Origin of the sequence: Olleya sp. ITB9 (assembly GCF_001315805.1) — a bacterium.
Lineage (GTDB): Bacteria > Bacteroidota > Bacteroidia > Flavobacteriales > Flavobacteriaceae > Olleya > Olleya sediminilitoris.
Genome location: NZ_BCBW01000017.1, coordinates 36 through 22,903, shown reverse-complemented (window position 1 = coordinate 22,903; position 22,868 = coordinate 36). Strand labels below are relative to the sequence as shown.

The 22,868-nt window shown below is 30.2% G+C and carries 23 protein-coding genes and 1 other RNA gene; 12 read left to right on the top strand and 12 right to left on the bottom strand.

Annotated elements, in window-relative coordinates; translation table 11 throughout:
- Position 1: 1 nt before the first annotated feature.
- The 4 genes from egtB to ITB9_RS03745 form a co-directional block, all read right to left on the bottom strand.
- Positions 2-1,150 carry an ergothioneine biosynthesis protein EgtB gene (gene egtB, locus ITB9_RS03760; RefSeq protein ID WP_054851205.1) on the bottom strand — a complete coding sequence of 383 codons (1,149 nt, stop codon included), beginning with the start codon at positions 1,148-1,150 and terminating at the stop codon, positions 2-4.
- 280 nt (positions 1,151-1,430) lie between these two features.
- Complete coding sequence (locus tag ITB9_RS03755) at positions 1,431-1,859, bottom strand: DUF4268 domain-containing protein (protein WP_028606256.1); 429 nt, start codon at positions 1,857-1,859, stop codon at positions 1,431-1,433.
- Between the two features lie 40 nt (positions 1,860-1,899).
- A complete protein-coding gene (locus tag ITB9_RS03750) occupies positions 1,900-2,571 on the bottom strand; it encodes a ZIP family metal transporter (RefSeq protein ID WP_036600372.1) in 672 nt (223 codons plus the stop codon).
- Between the two features lie 8 nt (positions 2,572-2,579).
- The gene (locus tag ITB9_RS03745; protein WP_054851204.1) at positions 2,580-3,311 is read right to left on the bottom strand and encodes a bifunctional 2-polyprenyl-6-hydroxyphenol methylase/3-demethylubiquinol 3-O-methyltransferase UbiG; all 732 of its coding nucleotides are present in this window, start codon (positions 3,309-3,311) and stop codon (positions 2,580-2,582) included.
- Between the two features lie 169 nt (positions 3,312-3,480).
- On the opposite strand from ITB9_RS03745, the gene ITB9_RS03740 reads away from it, so the two are divergent.
- Genes ITB9_RS03740 through ITB9_RS03730 form a run of 3 tightly spaced genes read left to right on the top strand, consistent with a single transcriptional unit; the run spans position 3,481 to position 7,351 of the window.
- A complete protein-coding gene (locus tag ITB9_RS03740; protein ID WP_054851203.1) occupies positions 3,481-4,644 on the top strand; it encodes a class I SAM-dependent RNA methyltransferase in 1,164 nt (387 codons plus the stop codon).
- On the top strand, positions 4,644-6,278 hold the full coding sequence (locus ITB9_RS03735) for a sulfatase-like hydrolase/transferase (RefSeq protein ID WP_054851202.1): 1,635 nt from the start codon (positions 4,644-4,646) through the stop codon (positions 6,276-6,278). Before ITB9_RS03740 ends, ITB9_RS03735 begins: the two co-directional genes overlap by 1 nt.
- Before the next feature lie 2 nt (positions 6,279-6,280).
- The gene (locus ITB9_RS03730) at positions 6,281-7,351 is read left to right on the top strand and encodes an acyltransferase (RefSeq protein WP_054851201.1); all 1,071 of its coding nucleotides are present in this window, start codon (positions 6,281-6,283) and stop codon (positions 7,349-7,351) included.
- Between the two features lies 1 nt (position 7,352).
- Here ITB9_RS03730 and ITB9_RS03725 read toward each other — a convergent pair whose 3' ends face one another.
- The 3 genes from ITB9_RS03725 to rlmD are packed head-to-tail and all read right to left on the bottom strand — an operon-like array spanning position 7,353 to position 10,023.
- Positions 7,353-8,114, bottom strand: a complete 762-nt coding sequence (locus ITB9_RS03725; RefSeq protein WP_054851200.1) for a DUF6048 family protein — start codon at positions 8,112-8,114, stop codon at positions 7,353-7,355.
- Positions 8,080-8,598 (bottom strand): DUF6452 family protein, encoded by a 519-nt coding sequence (locus tag ITB9_RS03720; protein ID WP_054851199.1) that lies wholly within the window; start codon positions 8,596-8,598, stop codon positions 8,080-8,082. The genes ITB9_RS03725 and ITB9_RS03720 overlap by 35 nt, the downstream gene beginning before the upstream one ends.
- Before the next feature lie 12 nt (positions 8,599-8,610).
- A complete protein-coding gene (gene rlmD / locus ITB9_RS03715; RefSeq protein WP_054851198.1) occupies positions 8,611-10,023 on the bottom strand; it encodes a 23S rRNA (uracil(1939)-C(5))-methyltransferase RlmD in 1,413 nt (470 codons plus the stop codon).
- Positions 10,024-10,207: 184 nt separating this feature from the next.
- On the opposite strand from rlmD, the gene rocD reads away from it, so the two are divergent.
- From rocD to ITB9_RS03700, 3 genes are all read left to right on the top strand, one after another.
- Entirely contained in the window at positions 10,208-11,488 is a 1,281-nt protein-coding gene (gene rocD / locus ITB9_RS03710) for an ornithine--oxo-acid transaminase (RefSeq protein WP_054851197.1), read from the top strand.
- Between the two features lie 116 nt (positions 11,489-11,604).
- Positions 11,605-11,820, top strand: coding sequence for a hypothetical protein (locus tag ITB9_RS03705; protein ID WP_051419272.1), 216 nt, complete (start codon positions 11,605-11,607; stop codon positions 11,818-11,820).
- Positions 11,817-12,377, top strand: coding sequence for a Smr/MutS family protein (locus ITB9_RS03700; RefSeq protein WP_028290938.1), 561 nt, complete (start codon positions 11,817-11,819; stop codon positions 12,375-12,377). Before ITB9_RS03705 ends, ITB9_RS03700 begins: the two co-directional genes overlap by 4 nt.
- On the opposite strand, the gene ITB9_RS03695 is transcribed toward ITB9_RS03700, so the two are convergent.
- Entirely contained in the window at positions 12,374-13,306 is a 933-nt protein-coding gene (locus ITB9_RS03695; RefSeq protein ID WP_054851196.1) for a hypothetical protein, read from the bottom strand. The genes ITB9_RS03700 and ITB9_RS03695 overlap by 4 nt on opposite strands.
- A 111-nt stretch (positions 13,307-13,417) precedes the next feature.
- On the opposite strand from ITB9_RS03695, the gene ITB9_RS03690 reads away from it, so the two are divergent.
- Positions 13,418-14,560 (top strand): cysteine desulfurase family protein, encoded by a 1,143-nt coding sequence (locus tag ITB9_RS03690; protein WP_054851195.1) that lies wholly within the window; start codon positions 13,418-13,420, stop codon positions 14,558-14,560.
- Positions 14,561-14,599: 39 nt separating this feature from the next.
- Positions 14,600-15,388 carry an alpha/beta fold hydrolase gene (locus tag ITB9_RS03685; protein WP_054851194.1) on the top strand — a complete coding sequence of 263 codons (789 nt, stop codon included), beginning with the start codon at positions 14,600-14,602 and terminating at the stop codon, positions 15,386-15,388.
- Here the strand turns inward: ITB9_RS03685 and ITB9_RS15420 are convergent.
- From ITB9_RS15420 to ITB9_RS03665, 4 genes are all read right to left on the bottom strand, one after another.
- A complete protein-coding gene (locus ITB9_RS15420; protein ID WP_036598169.1) occupies positions 15,385-15,555 on the bottom strand; it encodes a Lacal_2735 family protein in 171 nt (56 codons plus the stop codon). The two genes, ITB9_RS03685 and ITB9_RS15420, sit on opposite strands and share 4 nt — an antisense overlap.
- A gap of 60 nt (positions 15,556-15,615) precedes the next feature.
- Positions 15,616-16,002 carry a DUF2306 domain-containing protein gene (locus ITB9_RS03675; RefSeq protein WP_054851193.1) on the bottom strand — a complete coding sequence of 129 codons (387 nt, stop codon included), beginning with the start codon at positions 16,000-16,002 and terminating at the stop codon, positions 15,616-15,618.
- Between the two features lie 95 nt (positions 16,003-16,097).
- Positions 16,098-18,563: a carboxypeptidase-like regulatory domain-containing protein gene (locus tag ITB9_RS03670; protein ID WP_054851192.1), complete on the bottom strand. Its 2,466-nt coding sequence runs from the start codon at positions 18,561-18,563 to the stop codon at positions 16,098-16,100.
- Between the two features lie 11 nt (positions 18,564-18,574).
- Positions 18,575-20,263 (bottom strand): M23 family metallopeptidase, encoded by a 1,689-nt coding sequence (locus ITB9_RS03665; RefSeq protein ID WP_054851191.1) that lies wholly within the window; start codon positions 20,261-20,263, stop codon positions 18,575-18,577.
- A 174-nt stretch (positions 20,264-20,437) separates the two neighbouring features.
- On the opposite strand from ITB9_RS03665, the gene ITB9_RS03660 reads away from it, so the two are divergent.
- From ITB9_RS03660 to rny, 4 genes are all read left to right on the top strand, one after another.
- Complete coding sequence (locus ITB9_RS03660) at positions 20,438-20,728, top strand: hypothetical protein (protein WP_028606247.1); 291 nt, start codon at positions 20,438-20,440, stop codon at positions 20,726-20,728.
- Positions 20,729-20,744: 16 nt separating this feature from the next.
- A complete protein-coding gene (locus tag ITB9_RS03655; RefSeq protein WP_054851190.1) occupies positions 20,745-21,038 on the top strand; it encodes a cell division protein ZapA in 294 nt (97 codons plus the stop codon).
- Positions 21,039-21,097: 59 nt separating this feature from the next.
- Positions 21,098-21,223: non-coding RNA, 6S RNA (gene ssrS, locus ITB9_RS15295), on the top strand.
- Between the two features lie 50 nt (positions 21,224-21,273).
- Positions 21,274-22,845, top strand: a complete 1,572-nt coding sequence (gene rny / locus ITB9_RS03650) for a ribonuclease Y (protein ID WP_028290929.1) — start codon at positions 21,274-21,276, stop codon at positions 22,843-22,845.
- Positions 22,846-22,868 lie beyond the last annotated feature (23 nt).

Genomic DNA, 22,868 nt, shown 5'->3' with positions numbered 1-22,868 from the left:
ATTATTTGGCTAGTCTAATTCCAGCGAATTGCCACTGTGTGTGAGATTGAAAAAAATTTCGGTACGTGTGTCTACTATGGTTTTTAGAAGTTGCTACTGAGGCACCACGAAGTACCATTTGATTACTCATAAATTTACCGTTATATTCTCCAACAGCACCTTTAGCAATTTCAAAATTTGGATAGGGTAGGTAAGCAGAGTTGGTCCATTCCCAACGTTTTCCCCAATTTAAATGTTTGGAAGCGACTTCCCATTCAAATTCAGTAGGTAATCTCATGCCTTTATAAAAAGCAAAAGCTGCAGCTTCAAAATAAGAAATATGAGATAATATTGCATCAGGATTAACAGGTTTTAAGCCTGATAAAGTGTAATGATGCCAAGTGTTTTTTATTTTTATCCAATATAATGGTTGGGTTATTTTATTACTGTTTATCCAATGCCAACCTTCATCTAACCAATAGTTAGCAGTATTATAACCATCTGCTTCAATAAATTCAATAAATTCTTGATTGGTTACTAATGCTTTATTGATGCTAAAGGGTTGAATATATGTTTTATGCATACCAAGTTCGTTATCAAAACAAAATCCATCAGTATCATGTCCAATATTGTAAACGCCTTCGGTTACATCTAACCAACCAGTATCTGTATTGGTATCTTCTACAAAATTAAGATCTGTATATTTTGGACAAATAGGGTTTAACGAAAACGTGTATTTTAAATCTGTAAGTAGTAATTCTTGATGTTGTTGCTCATGATTAACTCCTAAAACGGTTAATGATTTTATAGTTTCATTATCAGTAGTTTTTAAAAGTTGGGTCATGTGTTGGTCTACATAATCACGATATTTAAAAACAATATCAATATTTGGTCTTGTAATTAGGCCTCTGTTGTGTCTTTCAATACGTTTTCCAATTGTATTATAATAGCTGTTAAAAAGATATGAATACTCATTATCAAAGATTTGATAATTTGGAGAGTAGGTTTTTAAAATCATTTCTTCAAAAAACCAAGTAGTATGCGCAATGTGCCATTTGGGTGGACTTGCAAAAGCAGCAGATTGAGGCGTAAAATCCTCGGTTTGTAAAGGTTTGCAAAGTGTATTAGTGTATTGTCTAGTTGTTAAATATTGGTTTAAAATGTCATCCATAGCTTCTCAAATATAATAAGGAAAAGGCTACAGATGTACTGAAAAGCCTAAATTTAATCTTATTTTAACTTTATTTCACCTTAATATTTAGGCTTTGTTTAAAGCTAAAAATGAAGAAAATAAAACATGAAATTAACCCCAAAGGGGTTGCTTAACTATTAAAATAAAGTTTAATATTTTATAATCAAAAACGCTTTTAAAAGCTTTATTGGATGTAAGTCGTAACAATTAAAAATTCCTGACAGAGAAGGGATCGTTATTTTAATATAATTTATATTAATTAACCTTCAATAACCTCTTTGTATTCATCAAAAAAGGCTTCAAATAAAGACATGTGTGTATTAAAAAACACCATAACATCTTGCCAAGAGTTTTTATTATGGATAGATACTTTTTGCTCTAAAGGGACATAAATACGTGATATTTCTTTACCATTGTCCAAAATATATTCTTCGTTATAAATGGCTTCAGGAAGATAGTCGTCTAATAAAATAGCTTTTAAAGCAACTAATTTTTCCCAGTATTTAATACGATGTTCTAAATCATCCTCAACATCTAAAGCTACTAATGCAGTTTTATTATCAAAATGAAACTTAAAACTAAACCCTTTAAGCTTTGTATTGTATAGCAACCATTTTCTTGGAAAAGATTTACCAAAGCTGGTCCAGAAAAGCTCTTTTAGCTGTCTTGATTCTTCTTTACTAAACATGTTTTATTGACTTTTAATTATAAATAACAATTGGATAAAATTAAAGAAGATATGCTAAAACAATACCTAAAATAATGGTACTTAATTTAGCTAAATTAAATTTATGACCTTCACTACTTTCAAATAAAATAGTAGTACTAATATGTAAAAATATACCAATAACTAAAGCAGAAACCTCATAATAATAGTTTTCAAAAAACTCAAATTGCATAGATAAAAAGACACCTAATGGAGTCATTAAAGCAAAAAGGATTAAAAAAATAAAGCATTTAACTTTGCTTATATCTGAAGCTAAAAAAAAGGTCGATAAGATTATAGCAACAGGAAGTTTATGAATAATTATACCATATATTAAATGTTCATGCGCTTCAATAGGGATACCTTCTAAAACACTATGTATGCTTAAACTTATAAATAATAACCACGGAAAATCTACACGAGATTTGTCAATATGTACATGTCCATGCTCTGCACCTTTAGAGAAAAACTCTAAAATGATTTGTAGTAAAATACCAATCATTATAAATAAACCTACAGGTTTACCATGACTATTGTAAACTTCTGGTAAAAAATGAAAAACGGTTGTAGATAATAAAAACGATCCACTAAAAGCTAGAAGTAATTTTAAATTACGATTTTGTTTTGGCTTAAATAATAAGACAATTAAAAACCCTAAACCAACAGATAAAATTGGAAATAAAAAATTTTGCATCAATTAATTTATTTAAAAATCATAACCAAACGTTGTGATGTAGATTTGTCAAATTTACTTAATTTGTAATCACCAAAAACATCAAGTAAATATACACCAGCTTGTTCAAATAAAGCTTTAAAATCAGATAAGCTAAAAGCCTTAACACGCTCTTGAAATTGATAATCTTCACCTTCAAAAGAAAAACTAATATCCTTAATTATATATCCATTTTCAACACGTCTTTGTTGTAAAAAGTCAATTCCGTCTACGGTTTTAACATCTTCATTAACAAGATTTTCAATTACGTAATCTGTATTCATAAAATCTATTACACCAAAACCAGAATCGTTTAAATTAGCTTTTATAGCTTTAATAGTTGCAAGATTATCAGCTTCGTTTTCAAAATAACCAAAGCTTGTAAATAAATTAAACACAGCATCAAAAGTTTCGCCGAAAGGCTCACACATATTATGAACTTTAAAATGCAAGGTGTTATTTTCAAACTGCTTAGCATGACTAATACTGTTTTCTGACAAGTCTGCACCAATCACATCATAACCAATAGCATTTAAATACACAGCATGTCTACCTTTACCGCAAGCTAAATCTAATATTTTTCCGTTTTCAGGTACATTAAGATACTCGGTTAAATTGGACATAAACTGTTCCGCTTCGTTATGATCTCTATCTTTATAAAGTATGTGGTAAAATGGACTATCAAACCATGATGCGTACCATTTTTTATCGTTTTTTTTCATATATTTTTTTTGGGGTTTAAACTTCCGCTTAAGCTCCAGTTTACCAGGCTCTCGCAACTCGCTCTCTGCGAGGAGCTCAGACAAATTGCTCCATCCTTAACCCATTTATTTGTAAAGGTCCTATTTTCGGCAAAAATAAAGTATTTTTGCAAGGTAACAGACGTAAAGAATGGAAGAAAATTTCAAGATGGTTGCCAAAACTTTATTTGGCTTTGAAGAATTACTAGAAAAAGAGCTTAAACAGCTTGGAGCACAACAGGTTAAAAAAGGTGTGCGAAACGTGACTTTTGTTGGTGATAAAGGCTTTATGTATAAAGCTAATATGGCTTTGCGTACAGCAACTAAAATTTTAAAGCCAATACATAGTTTTAAAATAAAAACTGAACAAGATTTATATGACCAAGTTTATAAAATGGACTGGACGCCATATTTAAAATCTACAGGTAGTTTAGCAATTGATGCAACAGTAAACTCAACAGTGTTTACACACTCGTTATATATTTCTCAAAAAACTAAAGACGCCATTGTTGACAAGTTTAGAGATGAGACTGGAGAGCGTCCTAATGTTGATTTAAAATTTCCGGATGTTAAGATAAATGTACATATAGACCGTCAGTCTTGTAATATTTCTTTGGACTCTTCAGGAGACTCTTTACACAAGCGTGGTTATAAATTAGCAACCAATATTGCACCAATAAACGAAGTGTTAGCAGCAGGAATTATCATGATGTCAGGTTGGGATGGACAATCAGATTTTATAGATCCAATGTGTGGTAGTGGTACCATATTAGCCGAAGCAGCAATGATAGCTTGTAATATACCACCAAACTTGATGCGTAAAGAATTTGCTTTTGAACGTTGGTCTGATTGGGATGTTGATTTATTTGAAAAAATAGAAGAATCTTTGCTTAACAAAACCAGAGATTTTCATCATAAAATTATAGGTTATGATAAATCTCCAAGTGCTGTAACTAAAGCAAAAGAAAATATTGCTAATGCACATTTAGACGAGTTTGTTAGTATACAACATGAGGACTTTTTTAAGACACAGCGTGGAGGAGAAGCAAAATTACATATGGTATTTAATCCACCATATGGAGAACGTCTTGATATTGAAATGGAAAGCTTTTATAAAGATATTGGAGATACTTTAAAGCAAAATTATCCTAATACTAATGCATGGTTTATCACTTCTAACTTAGACGCTTTAAAACATGTTGGTTTAAGACCATCAAGAAAAATACATTTAATGAATGCAAAATTAGAGTCGCGTTTAGTTAAATATGAAATTTATGCAGGAAGTAAAAAAGGAAAGTATATGAATAAAAACTAATGGATAAAAGTTTATTAACAAATATTAAATCGTTATTTAGATTAGCATTAGTTTTTAGTATTCCGTTTTTTGTATTGGTTATTTTAGGGTTCTTTAAAATTCCAGATACATTTGGTTATATAAAAGAAGTAATTGGTTTTGTTTTTTTAACAGCACTCTTTTTTTGTGTTACGATATTGTTTTCTAAAGCAAAAATAAGACAAGTTTTATCTCTTATTTTTGTCGTTATACTATCTATTTTAGTATTTATCAAAATTAGTTTTTATCATAATTATAATGTTAAACTAAGTGCTTCAGCATTATTTGTAATATTTGAAACTGATACAACAGAAAGCGTTGATTTTTTATCTAATTACTTTGATGGTTTTGTAACAGTTTCTGGTGCTTTTATAGTTTTTGTTTTACCGTTATTTGTATATTTTATTTTAAAGTATATTACTATAACTGGCCAAATCAAGTTTTTAAAATTGATAGCATTAATTTTTTTTATTATTTTTAGTTTTATTATTCATAAACGCTTTAATTCTCAAAATTTAATAATTACTAGTTTTAAAAGTTACACAGAGTATAGCTCATTAATTAAAGATTTGAAGATTGATTTAGCAAAACCAATTTCGTCTTTTGTAGCTGTTGAAAAATCCGATGACAACCCAGAAACACATATTGTAATTATTGGTGAGTCAACCTCTAATTGGCACATGCAATTGTATGGTTATGATAGACCAACAAATCCAAAATTAACTAAAATTAAGGATCAATTAATTATTTTTGATAGTGTAATTTCTCCTAATGTACACACTATAGTGTCGTTAGATAAAATATTAACCTTTTCTGATATTAATTCACCTAACAAAAAAAATAACACGTCAATAGTTCAGTTGGCAAATGCAGCTGGATATGATACGTATTGGATCTCTAATCAACGACCTGTAGGAATGCACGAAAGGATATCTTCAATAGTAGGAAATGCAGCTACAGAAAAATATTTTATTGCAACTGATAATTATGACGACGTAATATATGACGAAACTTTGTTACCAGTTTTAGATACTGTTCTTAAAAAAAAAACAGAAAAGAAAATTATCTTTATACACTTAATCGGTACTCATGGTCGTTTTGATAGACGCTACCCAGAGAAGTTTAATTATTTTCAAACAAATAAACCTAATACAAAGTTTAATCATAAAAAAGCACTAAAATTAATTAATGATTATGATAATGCAGTACGTTATAATGATTATATAGTTAAAGAAGTTATAGATCGTGTTAAATCACAACAAACCTATAGTTTTGTGTTATATTTTTCTGATCATGGAGACGAGTTGTATGATACAATGGATTTAGTTGGTCATAATGAGTATTGGGCAACACGTCCAATGTATGAGATTCCATTTATAGCTTGGTTTTCTGATGCTTACAAACAAAGCAATATAAGTTTTGAAACTTTTTTGTCTTACAAAAACAGAGCCTATAATTTAGAGGATTTTATATACAGTTTTTCTGACTTAGCACAAATTAGATTTAAAGAGTTGGATAGCACTAAAAGTATTTTTAGTAAAGCATTTATAAGAAAGCCACGGTTAATTAAAGATGGAGAAGATTATGATAAAAGAGTTAAGCTGAAAGAAAATTAATCATGCTTACTAAAAAAGATACATTAATACTAAAAGGGTTAAGCATTTTGATTATTGTTTTACACAATTTTATGCACAGAATAAAACCAGTTTTTGGAGAGAATGAGTTTTATTTTGATGCTCAAACATTTGTAAATTACTATTCAAGTTTTATAAGTAATCCTCAACATTTTATACAATATTTTTTTTCTTATTTTGGACATTATGGTGTACAGATTTTTATTTTTTTAAGTGGTTATGGATTGTTGTTATCCTATGACGATAAAGAAATATCTTTTTTTAACTTTATTAAAAAACGACTAATTAAAATTTACCCAGTATTTATAATTGCTGTATTAATGGTTGTTGTTTTTAAATACATTGTTTTAAAGATACCTTTTAATAGCGAAGCAACTAATAATATATTAATTACACTAAGTTTAATATCTAATTGGATACCAGAAAAATGGTATGTGTTAAGTGGTCCATTTTGGTTTTATTCTATGATAGTACAATTGTATATATTATTTTATTTAATAGTACAATGGACTAAAAAGAGCACCAAACCTCTTTGGCTGATTTTAGTTTTAAGTTATATGATTATTTTTATTTCAGGCGTATATTTTGAAAGTATAAAAATAAGTCTTTACCTCAATTTTATGGGCAATTTGCCAGTATTCGTACTAGGTATGATTTTAGCAAAAAGTAAATTTAATTTTACTAAAACTTCAGTTTTTGTATGGTTGTTATTTGTGTTAGTTTTTATTTTAGGACAATTAAATAACTATTTTTGGTATATTTCTCAAGCGTTAGTTGTTATGATTTTTATACCATTATATGTTTGGTTAAAAAGTTATGTTGATAGTCTGAAATTAAAAAACTTTTTATTATTTACTGGACAATTATCTATGTACTTGTTTGCTGTAAATGGATTGCTAAGAGCACCATGGTTTTATTTACTATCAAAGTTAGAATCCCAATGGTATCCATACTTATTAGCAATAGCACATTTTATTTTTGTTTATATAGTAGCTTTGATAGTAAGAATGTTTGAGCAATTTATAATATCATATTTAATTCCTGAAAGGAATTGAATTACTCTTTAATTTCTTCCCCTTCCTCTTCTTTTTTAGTTTTGTTTTTCTTCTTTTTAAAAATTGGTATCATATAAGATACGGTATAACTGTAACCTACACCAATACGTCCTGAGTCAAAAGTTTTATTAAAACCAGGAACGTATAAATTTTCAAATTCAACAGGTTGATCTTGAGTAATCATACCTTTAAGTTGTGTATTAATACCAAGATATAAATTGTTTAATACTTCTGCTTTAATACCAATAATTAATTCTACCCAAATAGCAGACAATCCTGAGGACTCTAAACTATCTGAAGAGCTATTTTGTGGTGCCCAATATTGGTCTGTAGAATATACAGTATAATTGGTTCTGGTTTGATTAAAAGTACTAGCACCAATTCTAAATCCAGCAAAAATCATATTATCTAATCCAGCCCAATTGTCATACATATTGTAATCAAAACCAGCTTTAAAATAGCTTCCTTTTGCTGTGACGCTTAAGAAGTCATTGGTTGTAGTTTTTTCTTCATTACCAATTTCTCCAGCAATAAACCAATTTTCTGTAAGTCTGTAATCACCATTAATTTCAAAACCAGTATAGTCATCATCTAAAGCTGTTCGGATTAGTTTACTAGCATCAGTACCAATACGTAATCCATATTGCAATTTTAAAGTGTCTTGCTTAATTTGAGTAGCATCTACAGTGTCTTGCGCTTGAAGTGTACCACATAGGCACAACAAAAAGTTAATGATAAAAAAAGTAGTGTGTCGTTGTGTCATCTTCAATTATTAAATTATCATTTGCAGCTTCAGTAAAAATCACCCAATTACCATCTGTACCACCATCAATGGTTGCAACTACATTTTCAAAAGTTGTTTTATAACCACAAGCTCTTGATACGTAAACATCTTTTCTGGCGTAAGTAATTGTTAAAATATCAGTATTTCCTGAGGTAATGTTTCCATCATCATCCAAGACAGTATTGCTGGTTATATTAAACGTTGTACTATCTTGATCTGTACGTAAAGGTAAGATTAACTGATTTACGTTTTCTAGATTATAACCTGTTAAAACCTCTTCATTGTCTTGACCAATAACATAAATATCCACTACGTTTTTTCGGCTATCTTGAGCATTGTTGTTGTAAAAATCAATAACAAAACTAGGAGTAGTAGGTGTGGTTTCTGGACATAAATCATCACGCTCACAAGTTAAAAAACTTAAAGTTGTGACTAATAGTAAATACAGTTTTAGGTGTTTCATGTAATACAATTATTATTTCTTTTCTAAAAGTACAATATTTTCTACATGATGTGTCTGCGGAAACATATCTACAGCCTGTACTTTAGTAATATTATAGTGTTCTTTCATTAACGCTAAATCTCTAGCTTGTGTCGCACTATTACAACTTACATAAACAACTTTTTGTGGTGCAATATTTAGTATTTGTTGCACAACGTCCTTATGCATTCCGTCTCTTGGTGGATCTGTTATAATAACGTCTGGTTGACCATGAGTATTTATAAATTCTTGGTTAAAAACATTTTTCATGTCTCCTACAAAAAACTCGCAATTTGTAATATTATTGCGTTTAGCGTTTTCTTTTGCAGCACTAATCGCATCAGGAACAGCCTCTACACCAACTACTTTTTTAGCTTTTTTAGATACAAATTGCGCAATGGTACCAGTACCTGTGTACAAGTCGTAAACAAGCTCGTCACCTTTTAAATCAGCAAATTGACGTGTTAATTTATATAATTCAAAAGCTTGATCAGAATTAGTTTGGTAAAAAGATTTAGCATTAATCTTAAACTTTAAACCTTCCATTTCTTCAAAAATATGATCTTCGCCTTTATAACAAATCACGTCTTGGTCATAAATAGTATCATTAGCCTTTTGGTTAATAATGTATTGTAAAGACGTAATTTCTGGAAACGTTTCGGCTACAAAATTTAATAGTAACTCACGTTTTTCTTTATCTTCTTTAAAAAACTGAATCACAACCATAATATCTTTGGTTGAAGAGGTACGTATCATCATAGTACGTAATAATCCTGTTTGATTTCTAGTATTAAAAAATTCTAATCCATTTTCAATCGAAAAATCTCTTACAGCATTACGGATTGCATTAGATGGATCTGCTTGTAAATGACATTTTTTAATATCTAAAATTTTGTCCCACATTCCTGGAATATGAAAACCAAGCGCATTACGATCTCCTAAATCTTCATCAGACTGAACCTCTTCTAAAGTTAACCATCTAGAGTCACTAAAAGAAAACTCCATTTTATTTCTATAAAAATACTGTTCGGCAGATCCTAAAATAGGCGTCACTTCTGGCAAGTCTAAATGTCCAATTCTAGTCAGGTTATTAGTGACTTCATTTTGTTTGTAATACAACTGGTGTTCATAACCCATGTCTTGCCATTTACAACCTCCACAAACACCAAAATGCTGACATTCTGGAGTAACACGTTTATCACTTAATTTATGAAAAACGGTTGCTTTACCTTCAAAATAAGCTTTACGCTTTTTAAAAGTTTGCACATCAACGACATCTCCAGGAACAGCGTTGGGTAAAAATATTACACGTCCATCAGGTGCTTTAGCTATAGTTTTTCCTTTAGCTGCAGCATCTAATACTTCAACATTTGTAAATATTTGTTTTCTTCTATTTTTTCTTGCCATAATTGCAAAAGTACTTTGTTTTTTTGTTAGTAAAAAACTACTCACAATTATTTTAATAACGCTTTTATTTACTAATTTGCAATTTCTTAGGGATGATTTCTTTCCCACGCTGAATTTTCGGAACTTTTCGAAAGGATAAAGGTAGATAAGGAATGGTTATTTTATAAATTTAAAATTATTAAAAATGGCTGTTTTAGACCAATTAACATCGCAACAAGCGATGGACTTAGAAAACAAATACGGAGCACACAATTACCATCCATTACCAGTTGTATTAAGCAAAGGTGAAGGTGTATTTGTTTGGGACGTAGAAGGAAAAAAATACTATGATTTTTTATCTGCATATTCTGCAGTAAATCAAGGACATTGTCATCCAAAAATTGTTGGAGCAATGGTAGAACAAGCAAAAACATTAACGCTAACATCACGTGCATTTTATAATGACATGTTAGGTAAGTTTGAAAAATTTGCTACCGAAACGTTTAATTACGATAAGTTATTACCAATGAATACAGGAGCAGAAGCGGTTGAAACTGCTTTAAAACTATGTAGAAAATGGGCTTATGAAGTTAAAGGAATTGATGAAAATGAAGCAGAAATTATTGTTTGCGAAAACAACTTTCATGGTCGTACCACAACAATTATTTCGTTTTCAAACGATCCTGTAGCACGTAAAAACTTTGGTCCTTACACTAAAGGTTTTATTAAAATAGAATATGATAATCTTCAAGCACTAGAAGACGCATTAATTAATAACAAAAATGTTGCTGGATTTTTAGTAGAACCAATTCAAGGTGAAGCAGGTGTTTATGTACCTAGTGAAGGGTATTTAGCTAAAGCTAAAGCCTTGTGCGAAAAACATAATGTTTTATTTATTGCAGACGAAGTACAAACAGGTATTGCAAGAACGGGACGTTTACTAGCAACTTGTGGTGATTGTAGTTGTGCAGACAAACATTGTTCTGGTACACCAGAAGTAAAAGCAGATATCCTAATTTTGGGTAAAGCATTATCAGGAGGAGCTTATCCAGTAAGTGCTGTATTAGCAAACGATGCTATAATGAATGTTATTAAACCAGGAAATCACGGAAGTACATTTGGTGGTAATCCAGTTGCAGCAGCTATTGGTACAGCAGCTTTAGAGGTTATTAAAGATGAAGCTTTAGCAGATAATGCTTTTAATTTAGGACAAGTATTTAGAGCAGAAATGACTAAATACATCGAAACTTCAAACATTGTAAATGCTGTTAGAGGTAAAGGGTTATTAAATGCTATATTAATAAATGATACAGAAGATAGCGATACAGCTTGGAACATTTGTATTGCTTTACGTGATAATGGATTATTAGCAAAACCTACACATGGTAACATTATAAGATTTGCACCACCATTAGTAATGACAGAGGAGCAACTTATGGATTGTGTTGGTATTATTACCAAAACATTAAAACAATTTGAAAAATAGAAAACCAAAATTTCTATTACAATAAAAAAAGCTATTCAATTGATANCTTTTTTATATCCAATCTTTATATAAATTGAAGTTTAAAATTTTATTTTTGCTTAAATAATTTAGATTTAGTGTTGAAAAATAAATATATATATTACCTATCAGTTGTAATAGGTGGTGCAATAGCTATTTATGCTAATGCTTCAGAGCAACAAAATACTTTAATTTTAATATTAGGAATTGTCTTTTTGATGTTCGGTATTTTTAAAATTCAAAGTACAATTCCAAGTAAAAAAGAAAAAGAGACTTTTGTAGAGTCCGAACCTTTTGAAGACGAAGAAGAATGAAATTAAAAATAGGAGATACGGTTGATGTTTTAGATGATGTTTTATCAGGTCAAGTTACAGCAATAAAAGGCAATGTTGTGACTATTGAAACTGATGAAGGTTTTGAGCTTACTTTTAATGCTTCAGAATTAGTAAAAACTAAATCATCAACGTTAAGAAATAACGTATTTAATTCCGCTTCTTTAAAACAAGTTTTATCTGAAAAAACAGAAAAAAAGCGACACAATACAGTTAAGGTAAAAGCTAAAGAACGCTATTTACCGACCATGGAAGTAGATTTACATTTACATAAATTAGTTAATAACGAACGAGGTATGACTAATTTTGATAAATTAAGTGTACAATTGGATACCGCAAGACATAAACTAGAATTTGCTATAAAGAAGCGTATCCAGAAAATTGTATTTATTCACGGAGTTGGAGAAGGTGTTTTAAAAATGGAATTAGAAACTCTTTTTAGTCGTTATGATAATATAAAATACTACGAAGCTGACTATAAAAAATACGGACTTGGTGCTACAGAAGTCTATATTTTACAAAACCCAAATAACCGTTAGTTAAAAGGAGGTGTAACAGTTCTTGAAGCGGACATTGAGCTATCTTCTAATGTACCAAAATTAGTGGTTTCATAAATAATTTCAGGAAAACTAACGTTTTGTAATAATAAAGTAACTGTAAAAGTTTGTTGTATGGTGTGTGACCTAAAAGATGTTGGTGCATTGTTGTTAGTATCCACAATACTATTTAAATAATCTGCACCTACAGTACTATCTGTAACATCATTAGTTGGATTATTGTCAAAGGTGTTAAATTCTTCATTTCTAGTTGGTACACCATCACCATCATCGTCATTATCTAAGTAATTTGGTATGCCATCTCCATCTGTGTCTAAAGCATTAGTTAAACCATCTGTTTCAGTATAATTAACACTTTCACTTGAAGTTAATACGTTATCACCATCATCATCTACATCTAAAAAGTCAGGTAAACCATCACCATCAGTATCATCATCATAGTAATTACCATTATTGTTTCTGTCTTCTAATTCAGCAGGAATACCATCATTATCGTCTTCTAATAAAGCCATTGTAAAATAAGCTTCTCCACTTGTAGAGGTATATTCTTCTGTAACTTCAATACCACTTGGAGGTACATCTTGACAGAAAAAATTTGAAGGATCACTAGTGTAACTTCTAAATTGTAACCTATTAGCAATAGAAAAAGAGCTTGATTCTGCAGCAACTAAATTGACAAGTAAATCATTAGTTTCATCAGTTTCAGTTATAATTAAATCTGCAATTGTAAAATCAGGACTGCTTAATTGTATAGATAAACTTTCATTTGGATCTGTTTTTGTTTTATGAAATACTAAATCACCACAAGCTTCAAATGTATCGTCAAACTCAAGCTCAGTTGTTATTATATCTCCATCATCGCAAGATAATACACTTAATAAAACATTAAAAACAACTAAAAATTTACGCATAGTTTACAAGTTTAAAAAAACAAAAATAATAGAATTGTTAAACTTATAACGACGCTTAACACAATTAATTTTATTTAAAGTATTTTTGTGCTCAATTAGAGCAAAAATTACATGAAATCTGTTTATTTTGATAACGCTGCAACTACGCAGTTACGTCCAGAAATTATTGAAAAAATGACGCAAGTCATGCATCAAAATTATGGTAATGCTTCCTCAACGCATAGTTTTGGTCGTGCAACTAAAGCTTTGGTTGAGCAAGCAAGAAAAACAGTAGCTAAATATTTTAATGTTACTGCTTCTGAAATTATATTTACAGCAGGAGGTACTGAAGCAGATAATTTAGCTTTAACAAGTGCAGTTAGAGATTTAAGTGTAAAACGTATAATTACTTCTAAAATAGAGCATCATGCTGTTTTTAATACTGTTTTACAACTTAAAAAACAATACGGAATAAGTGTAGATTATGTTAATCTTGATCAGACAGGACAGATTGATTATTTACATTTAAAACAATTATTACAATCATCTAACGGTAAGACTCTAGTAAGTTTAATGCATGTTAATAACGAGGTTGGTAATATTCTAGACCTTAAACGTGTTGGTCAATTATGTGAAGATTATCAAGCATTATTCCATAGTGATACCGTTCAGTCTGTTGGACATTATATTATAGATTTACAAGATATTCCGTTGGATTTTATGGCTGTTAGTGCACATAAATTTCATGGACCAAAAGGTGTTGGTTTTGCCTTTGTGAGAAAAAAATCTGGTTTAAAGCCTTTAATTTTTGGAGGTGAACAAGAACGTGGTCTCAGAGCAGGTACAGAGTCTGTTCATAATATTGTTGGTATGGCTGAAGCATTAAAATTATCTTATCTAAATTTAGATGAAGAGAAATTTTACATCCAAAATTTAAAACAGTACTTCATTGAGAGATTAAGTACCGAGATTGAAGGTGTTAAATTTAATGGTACTTCTTCAGATTTTGAAAAAAGTACTTATACCGTTTTAAATGTTTGTTTGCCATTTTCACCAGAGAAAGAGTCTATTTTGTTATTTCAATTAGATTTAAAAGGAATTGCTTGTTCTAAAGGTAGTGCTTGTCAAAGTGGTAGTCCTAAAGGAAGTCATGTTTTATCTCAAATTTTAAACAATGAAGATTTAGAAAAACCATCGTTAAGATTTTCATTTAGTAAATACAATACTAAAGATGAGATAGATTATGTTATTGAGGTGTTAAAAGAATTTATTTAACATTGTTTATATCGTATTTTTGTATTTCAAAAAAAATAATTGCTAAACTATACTACTTATTTAAATCCCAATTCTAATCAATGGGTGACTTTTGTTCATGGAGCAGGAGGTAGCAGTGCTATTTGGTTTAAACAAATTAGAGCGTTTAAAGCAGAGTTTAATGTCCTTATTTTAGATTTACGTGGTCACGGAAGTAGTAAAGCTAAATTAAAAGACGCTTTTAAATCCAAATATACTTTTGACGCAATAACTAACGATATTATTGAAGTTATTAACCATTTAAAAATTACAAATAGTCATTTTATTGGTATTTCTTTAGGTACAATTTTAATTAGAAATTTAGCAGAAAAACATCCAAGTAAAGTATTAAGTATGATTATGGGTGGAGCTATAATGAAACTTAATTTTAGGTCTCAAATACTTATAAAATTAGGTATTACCTTTAAAAGTATAGTACCTTATATGTATTTATATAAGTTGTTTGCTTTTATAATTATGCCTAGAAAAAACCATAAAAAATCAAGATTAATTTTTGTTAATGAAGCAAAAAAACTTTACCAAAAAGAGTTTGTAAGATGGTTTAAATTAACATCAGAAATAAATCCTTTATTACGATTTTTTAGAACTAAAGATATTAATATTCCTACTTTGTACGTAATGGGAGCAGAGGACCATTTATTTTTACCTTCAATAAAAAAAATCACCGAAAAGCATTTAAAATCAACACTTTTGGTGATTGAAAAATGTGGACATGTTGTTAATATAGAACAGCCAGAAGTATTTAATACTAATACTATTCAGTTTATTAAAAACAGGTTGTTAGATTAGTTTTCTTTTAAAATTTCTATTTGCTCTAAAACTAGTTGTGCTTCAGCTTGTTTAGCATCACTTAAGCTTCGGTTGCTAGTAGATAATTTATAAGATTCTTCTAATAGTTTTTTATACTCGTCTTGTAGTTTTTCTAACTTACTTTTCTTTTTGAAAAATTTGAACATCGCTTTTTTATCAAAAATAATGAAATATTAGGTATTTAATTTTAAATACGATGTTAATTATTATCCAAAAACTAAGCTATGCATATAGCGTCCAGGCATAAAAGTGAAAGCGCCAGCAATTAACATGGCACCAACATATAAACCTATCATTTTGTACTTATGGCGTTTAATATGTCCGTTTTTAACTGCAATATAGGCTGTTGGAACTGTGTAAATGGTCAAGAAACTAAAACAATGTATCCAACCAAAATGATTAAATAATTGAGGACCAACAAAAGAGGGCATAAACAAAGTAATGATGGCTGTGGTCAGCATTAAAACCATATAAACGCGACCTATATATTTGTGGGTTATTGTTCCTTTTTTTAAAATGAAACTAAGTGTTCCAAGTATAAAGGCAGGAAGGATGGTTGCTAAATGAAGGTACATTAAAGTTGTATAAGACATAGTTTTTTTATTTATGTCAAACTTAAATGAATATGGTTTTTAATAAAATTTAGCTTTACCGAAGTGTTGTTTAATTAAGACGACTTGTAATTATTTTAAAATCGCATTGTGGTTCTAATATTAAATACACGAGGTGTTAAGTAGTTTGGTATAGCATACTGACGTTTGCTGTATACATCTCTTACCCAAGTATTGGTAATTGAGTTTTGTACATTAAATACATTAAAAATTTCAAAACCAAAGGATAGTGCTTTAAATGGTTTTTTCCAACCACTATCAAATTGTTTATCTGCATCTACTAACACAAACTGAAAACCTATGTCAGCACGTTTATAATCTGGTAAACGACTCTGGAAAAGATAAGGGTCTGCATAACTTGGTGATCCACCAGGTAAGCCTGTATTATAAACAAGATTTAAATACATTTTCATACTTGGTATGTTTGGTACGTAATCTTGAAACAAAGCAGCAAATTTTAAACGTTGGTCTGTTGGACGTGCAATGTAACCTCTGTCATTAATGTTTTCTTCGGTTTTAAGATAGCCAAAACTAAACCAACTTTCTGTACCAGGAACAAATTCTCCGTTTAAGCGTAAATCCAAACCATAAGCATAGGCTTCAGCATTATTGGTAGCATTATATCTAATACGAACATTTTCCAAAGTATATGGATTGACATCTGTCATTTTTTTATAGTAAGCTTCACTAGTTAATTTAAAAGGTCTGTCCCACATTTTAAAACTATAATCGTTACCAAGCACAACATGTACAGATTTTTGGGCTTTGACATCAGCTTGTACAATTCCGTTTTGATCACGTAATTCTCTGTAAAAAGGAGGTTGGTAATATAATCCACCACTAAGTCTAAACAACATGTCGTTATCCCAATTTGGTTTGATAGCAAATTGAGCACGTGGACTAAACACGTTTTGTGATACATTTTTATTTGTAGCTTGGTCATCCACAGTCCAACTATGGTTTCTAACGCCTGCATTGTACCATACATCATGCTCTCCAATGGTACTACGTTTGCTCCATTGTAAGTAAGTTTGTAGTCTAGTTATGGTTGTGTTATTTCTAGCTCTTACGTTTTGATAGGCTTCCAAAGGACCTTCATAAGGTGTGTATGGTTGGTCATTAAACGCATCTGAACTAGGAGGATTAATTGAAAAACCTGCAGAATCCACAACTTCCCATTCTATTAGTCTATCTCTAATATCTTCATTTGTATATTTAATAGAAAACTTAAATTCGTTTTCATTTTTAGTATAAGTCCCTTTAGCTTCAATATTGGTTATTAAGGCGTCCAAATCATTACGACCATGATTAAGTTGACTTCCAATACCTTCAGCAAATTCAACCTCTCCTAAATTTTCATCTCCAATATTACTATTGACTTCACCTAATGCATATTGTGCGAGGATGTCAAAATATTCTTCTTCAGTAGTGTGGTAAGTGGATGTTATTAATGATAACGATAAATCATCATTAACTTGATAATTAGCACTTAAAGCACCAAAAAGCGTTTGGTATTGGTCTTTTTCTTGACCTTGGTATTGAACAATTAAAGCTTGTGGGTTGTCTAATGTCCCAAAATTGGTTTGACGCGTTAACGGTATGTAGTTGTATTTGTTAAGTGAAGCATTTCCTAAAAAACTTAATTCTAGTTTATCTGTAAACTGATAGGTTAAATAACTTTGTACATCTGCAAAAGTAGGATTAAAGTTTGTTTCGGTTTCTTTAGCATCAACCAGTAAGCTATTGTCTCTGTAACGCAATCCAACTATACCATTAAATTTAGAATCCTTGCTAACTGTTTCAAGTGCAACACTAGCACCTAATAGGCTAGCATCAACAGCTATTGCTTTTTCAGTTGGTTTACGGTAAGTAATGTCTAAAACCGATGATAGTTTATCACCATACTTAGCCTGAAATCCACCTGCCGAAAAATCTACGTTTTGGACTAAATCTGAATTAACAAAGCTTAAACCTTCTTGTTGACCAGAGCGTATTAAAAATGGACGATATACTTCAATACCATTAACGTAAATAAGATTTTCGTCATAATTACCACCTCTAACAGAGTATTGTGTGCTTAACTCATTATTACTACTAACTCCCGGAAGTGTTTTAAGTAAATTTTCTACACCAGCTTGTGCTCCTGGTATTTTGATTAAAACAGCTGGATCTATATTTACAATACCTTGTACGTCTTTTCGTTTACGACCATTAATAACTACTGTAGATATTTGTTCTACATTTTCTTTCATTACAGGATTAAACTTAAAGTTTTCTCCGTTTTTAAGATTAAATGTTGCAGTAATATTTTTATGAGATACATGAGAAAATACAACCTTTACATCTGTATTAGCTTTAATTTTTAGTTCGTAAAAACCGTTGCTATTAGTTTGTGTTCCATAATCACCACTTTTGATGTTAACAGCATCAATGGGTTGGTTAAACTCGTTTAAAATAACTCCAGTTATTGTTCCTGTTTGCGCTAAACAAAACAAAGGAAATAAAAATATAAATGCTGTTAAGGTTAGGTTAGTTTTAGTCAAAAGTTGTCGTTTTATTTTCTGAAAAAGCTTGCTTCAAATGTAGTGCTATTTCCAACATTATCTGTAACAATAACTTTTAAATTGTTTTTAGTATCAGTAACGACATTATCGCTAAAATCGTATATCAAGGTTTTCTTTTTGTAGTCGTATTCCATTAAAATCCATTTGCCATTAATGGTCGCTCTGTAATTACTAATTCCTGTATGTTTATCGTCAATTTTTAATTTTAAATAGCGATACTTACTTAACCATTGTTTGTCTTTAAAATTAATAGGTTTAATGGTTGGGTTAACGGTATCTCTTGCTAAACAATAAGTACCTAGGTTTTTGGTACGTGTGTAAAGTGTGTTGTCTTTTCTTTTGGTAGAGGAGTAGCTTAAGTAGTTGTTCCAGCCAACCAATCTAGCTATGTAAATCTGTTTTAAATCTTCTGGTGTGTAATTGCTTACATCATAAGAAATTGTAAAGTATTTTTTAGCAGCACGATTATTTTCACCTAGATTTAAAGTATCCACATTTACACTATAATCTATAAAAAAGTCGTCGTAAAAGGTTTCTTTAGGAAATTCTACTTTAATATTGTTATCTTCTAAGACAGAAACATCACTTGATTGTATATAGTAAGGTGATGTAAAAGGAGCTTCAATATCACTAGGTTGTTTGTTTTCACCTTTAATATTTATATCAATGTTTGTGGTGTTACCTTCAAAGTCAGTAATTTTAACTTTATAAACATTAGAAATGGTATCGTAAATAATTAAATAACCATCATCTATGATGTTGTCATACATACTTAAGGGATTATTACTATCTATAAATAATTTCTGTAAGCGCTCTTTTTCATCTTTATAATGTTTGTAATCAATTAGTCTGTTAAGATGTTTTGTTTCGGCAAACGAAAACTTTTTAAAATCTATTGTCAGATTTTGCATTCCGTTATAAAACGTTTCAATTTTATAAACACCATTTTTATTGGCAGCTAAATCTTGTCTGTCAATCGAGTTTATAGCAAATCCAATTTTGCCATAAGCAGTTAAATCTTCAACTTTATAATCACCATTTTTTAAAGGGACTAATCTTAGTTTCTGTTTTAAATTTGATCCATTAATATGAGATAAGTCATCAATTGGATATGCATAAACACTGCGTACAATTGGTTTTTTAGAATCTTTTACTTTTAAACCAAATAACAAAGGATTAATTGGTCGTTCTTGATTATCTCTAATTTCAAAATGAAGATGTGGACCACCAGATCCACCAGTATTTCCAGAATACGCAATAACATCTCCTTTGGTTACAACCAAATCGTTAAGGTCAGGAAATAGTTCTATTTCAAAACTCTCTTTTTCGTATTGTTTAGCTTTAACATAAGCTTCAATTTTATCAGAAAACCGTTGTATATGGCCATGCACAGTTACATACCCATTAGGATGTGTAATATAAACAGCTTTACCATATCCATAATGCGAGACCTTTATACGACTAATATAACCACTTGCTGTAGCATAAATATTTAAACCTTCACGTTGTTTAGTTTTTAGATCTAAACCCGAATGAAAATGGTTGCTTCTTAACTCTCCAAAAGTACCAGAAAGGATTAGTTCTATGTCAAGTGGAGACCTAAAATAATCTTGTGGATAAATGCTTTGAGCTTGAGTGAAACTTGCAGTAAAAACTAGTAAAAAAAGTATGTGTCGCATAAATAAATGGTTACTGCTAAAATAGAAATAAGGTTTTAATTACCAAAGTAAAATTAAACACTAAGCCATATAATTGATAATGAGTTGAATTATTAATACTTAAAAAAAAAATGAAAATTAATTGTAAAGTGTTACGGTTTGATTAACTTTGTAAGATAAGTATAGTATTAGTTAATGAGTAAGATTGAAAATATTGTTGATGCTCTAGAAAGTAAAATTAATAAAGTCTTAAATAGACAAAAAGATTTAAAACTAGAAAATACTAAGCTAAAAAAAGCTTTAGAACAATCTCAATCAAAATTAACTGCAAAGGATTTAGAATTAAAAACTTGGCAAGATAATTACAACACATTAAAGATGGCTAATACAATACTTGGCAGTGACAAAGATAAACGAGAAACAAAGCTCAAAATAAATACATTAATAAGAGAGATTGACCATTGTATTAGTCAATTATCAAGTTAAAGTTTAAATAGTTTTTATGGAAGACGTGCTAAAAATAAAATTATCTATAGCAAACAGAGTCTACCCTTTAACTATAACACCTAGTCAAGAAGAAGGGTTGCGTTTAGCAGCAAAGAAGATAGAGACTATGATAAATAAGTTTGAGCAAAGCTATTCTGTTAGAGATAAACAAGATGTATTAGCCATGTGCGCATTGCAATTTGCTAGTCAATTAGAACAGAAAGCCTTAGATAAAGACCATGTGGAAGAACACGTTCAGCAAAAGTTAGAAACTTTAAATGAATTGTTACAGTCACATCTTAGTTTATAATACGTTCATATAACATAATAAAATTAGGTTACTGCCTACATTAATTATTTTTTTGATAAACTCAACGTTGATTCTTTTAAAAAGGGTGAGTTCTAAGTTGTAAAAGCATGCTGCTAATAACATTTATGTTATTTAGGCAGACCCTTGATCAGCTTGTTAGCCCTAAACTTGATTTTAAGGAGTTTATACAAAACCAAAGTTAGTGTAGGCTTTTTTTATATATAAACAATTAATAATGGATAAAACAATTTTAATTATAGCAGGTGTTGCAATTGGAGCAATAATAGGCTTTGTTATTGCAAAAATACTAGAGCGTAACAATGCATCAAAGCTAATAAAAAGTGCAAAAAAATCTGCAGGTGCAATTCTAAAAGAAGCTAAAGTAGAAGGAGAAGGAATAAAAAAAGATAAAATACTACAAGCTAAAGAGAAGTTTTTAGAACTTAAAGCAGAGCATGAAAAAGTAATTTTATCTAGAGATAAAAAGATGGCTGATGCCGAAAAGCGTGTGCGTGACAAAGAATCTCAAATTTCAAGTGAACTATCAAAAAACAAGAAGCTTAACACAGAGTTTGAAAGTAAAGTTAAAGACTACAATCATAGACTTGATGTATTAGATAAAAAGCAAGACGAATTAGATAGACTACACAAAAGCCAAGTAGAACAATTAGAGGTTATATCAAGCTTATCTGCTGATGAAGCAAAATCACAATTAGTAGAATCTTTAAAAGGTGAAGCTAAAAATGATGCTATGGCTTACGTCCAAGGTAAAATGGAAGAAGCTAAGCTTACAGCACAACAGGACGCTAAAAAAATTATTATAAATACAATCCAACGTATTGGTACAGAAGAAGCAGTAGATAATTGTGTGTCTGTATTTAATATAGAAAGTGATGATGTTAAAGGACGTATTATTGGTCGTGAAGGTCGTAATATTCGTGCAATTGAAGCAGCAACAGGAGTAGAGATTATAGTTGATGATACTCCAGAAGCAATTATCTTATCATGTTTTGATTCGGTTAGACGTGAAGTTGCAAGATTATCTTTACACAAGTTAGTAACAGATGGTCGTATCCACCCAGCACGAATTGAAGAAGTTGTTAGAAAAACACAAAAACAAATTGAACAAGAAATAATTGAAGTTGGAAAACGTACAGTTATAGATTTAGGTATCCATGGTTTGCATCCAGAATTAATAAAAATGGTTGGACGTATGAAATACCGTTCGTCATATGGGCAAAACTTGTTACAACACTCACGTGAAGTTGCAAAACTTTGTGGTGTTATGGCAGCAGAATTAGGTTTAAATCCAAAATTAGCTAAACGCGCAGGATTATTACACGATATTGGTAAAGTACCAGATGCAGAAGCAGACATGGAAACTCCACACGCTATTTTAGGTATGCAATGGGCTGAAAAATATGGTGAAAAAGACGAAGTTTGTAATGCTATTGGTGCTCACCACGATGAAATAGAAATGAAATCGTTATTATCTCCAATAATACAAGTTTGTGATGCTATATCTGGAGCACGTCCAGGAGCAAGACGTCAAGTATTAGATAGCTACATACAGCGTTTAAAAGATTTAGAAGAAATTGCTTTTGGATTTAACGGAGTTAAAAAAGCATATGCTATTCAAGCAGGTAGAGAATTACGTGTTATTGTTGAAAGCGAAAAGGTTAGTGATCAAAATGCATCTGACTTGTCATTTAATATTTCTCAAAAAATACAAACAGATATGACTTATCCTGGTCAGGTTAAAGTAACAGTAATTAGAGAGACTAGAGCAGTAAATATTGCGAAGTAATCTACATGATATAATCCNTAAAA

Bases quoted from the DNA above. Each gene is read 5' to 3' on its own strand.
- ITB9_RS15420 (WP_036598169.1), bottom strand. From the start codon at position 15,555: ATGTTCAAATTTTTCAAAAAGAAAAGTAAGTTAGAAAAACTACAAGAC.
- ITB9_RS03720 (WP_054851199.1), bottom strand. From the start codon at position 8,598: ATGAAACACCTAAAACTGTATTTACTATTAGTCACAACTTTAAGTTTT.
- ITB9_RS03750 (WP_036600372.1), bottom strand. From the start codon at position 2,571: ATGCAAAATTTTTTATTTCCAATTTTATCTGTTGGTTTAGGGTTTTTA.
- ITB9_RS03665 (WP_054851191.1), bottom strand. From the start codon at position 20,263: ATGCGACACATACTTTTTTTACTAGTTTTTACTGCAAGTTTCACTCAA.
- ITB9_RS03695 (WP_054851196.1), bottom strand. From the start codon at position 13,306: ATGCGTAAATTTTTAGTTGTTTTTAATGTTTTATTAAGTGTATTATCT.
- ITB9_RS03690 (WP_054851195.1), top strand. From the start codon at position 13,418: ATGAAATCTGTTTATTTTGATAACGCTGCAACTACGCAGTTACGTCCA.
- ITB9_RS03740 (WP_054851203.1), top strand. From the start codon at position 3,481: ATGGAAGAAAATTTCAAGATGGTTGCCAAAACTTTATTTGGCTTTGAA.
- ITB9_RS03725 (WP_054851200.1), bottom strand. From the start codon at position 8,114: ATGACACAACGACACACTACTTTTTTTATCATTAACTTTTTGTTGTGC.
- egtB (WP_054851205.1), bottom strand. From the start codon at position 1,150: ATGGATGACATTTTAAACCAATATTTAACAACTAGACAATACACTAAT.
- ITB9_RS03745 (WP_054851204.1), bottom strand. From the start codon at position 3,311: ATGAAAAAAAACGATAAAAAATGGTACGCATCATGGTTTGATAGTCCA.
- ITB9_RS03655 (WP_054851190.1), top strand. From the start codon at position 20,745: ATGGAAGACGTGCTAAAAATAAAATTATCTATAGCAAACAGAGTCTAC.
- rny (WP_028290929.1), top strand. From the start codon at position 21,274: ATGGATAAAACAATTTTAATTATAGCAGGTGTTGCAATTGGAGCAATA.
- rlmD (WP_054851198.1), bottom strand. From the start codon at position 10,023: ATGGCAAGAAAAAATAGAAGAAAACAAATATTTACAAATGTTGAAGTA.
- ITB9_RS03755 (WP_028606256.1), bottom strand. From the start codon at position 1,859: ATGTTTAGTAAAGAAGAATCAAGACAGCTAAAAGAGCTTTTCTGGACC.
- rocD (WP_054851197.1), top strand. From the start codon at position 10,208: ATGGCTGTTTTAGACCAATTAACATCGCAACAAGCGATGGACTTAGAA.
- ITB9_RS03730 (WP_054851201.1), top strand. From the start codon at position 6,281: ATGCTTACTAAAAAAGATACATTAATACTAAAAGGGTTAAGCATTTTG.
- ITB9_RS03735 (WP_054851202.1), top strand. From the start codon at position 4,644: ATGGATAAAAGTTTATTAACAAATATTAAATCGTTATTTAGATTAGCA.
- ITB9_RS03700 (WP_028290938.1), top strand. From the start codon at position 11,817: ATGAAATTAAAAATAGGAGATACGGTTGATGTTTTAGATGATGTTTTA.
- ITB9_RS03660 (WP_028606247.1), top strand. From the start codon at position 20,438: ATGAGTAAGATTGAAAATATTGTTGATGCTCTAGAAAGTAAAATTAAT.
- ITB9_RS03675 (WP_054851193.1), bottom strand. From the start codon at position 16,002: ATGTCTTATACAACTTTAATGTACCTTCATTTAGCAACCATCCTTCCT.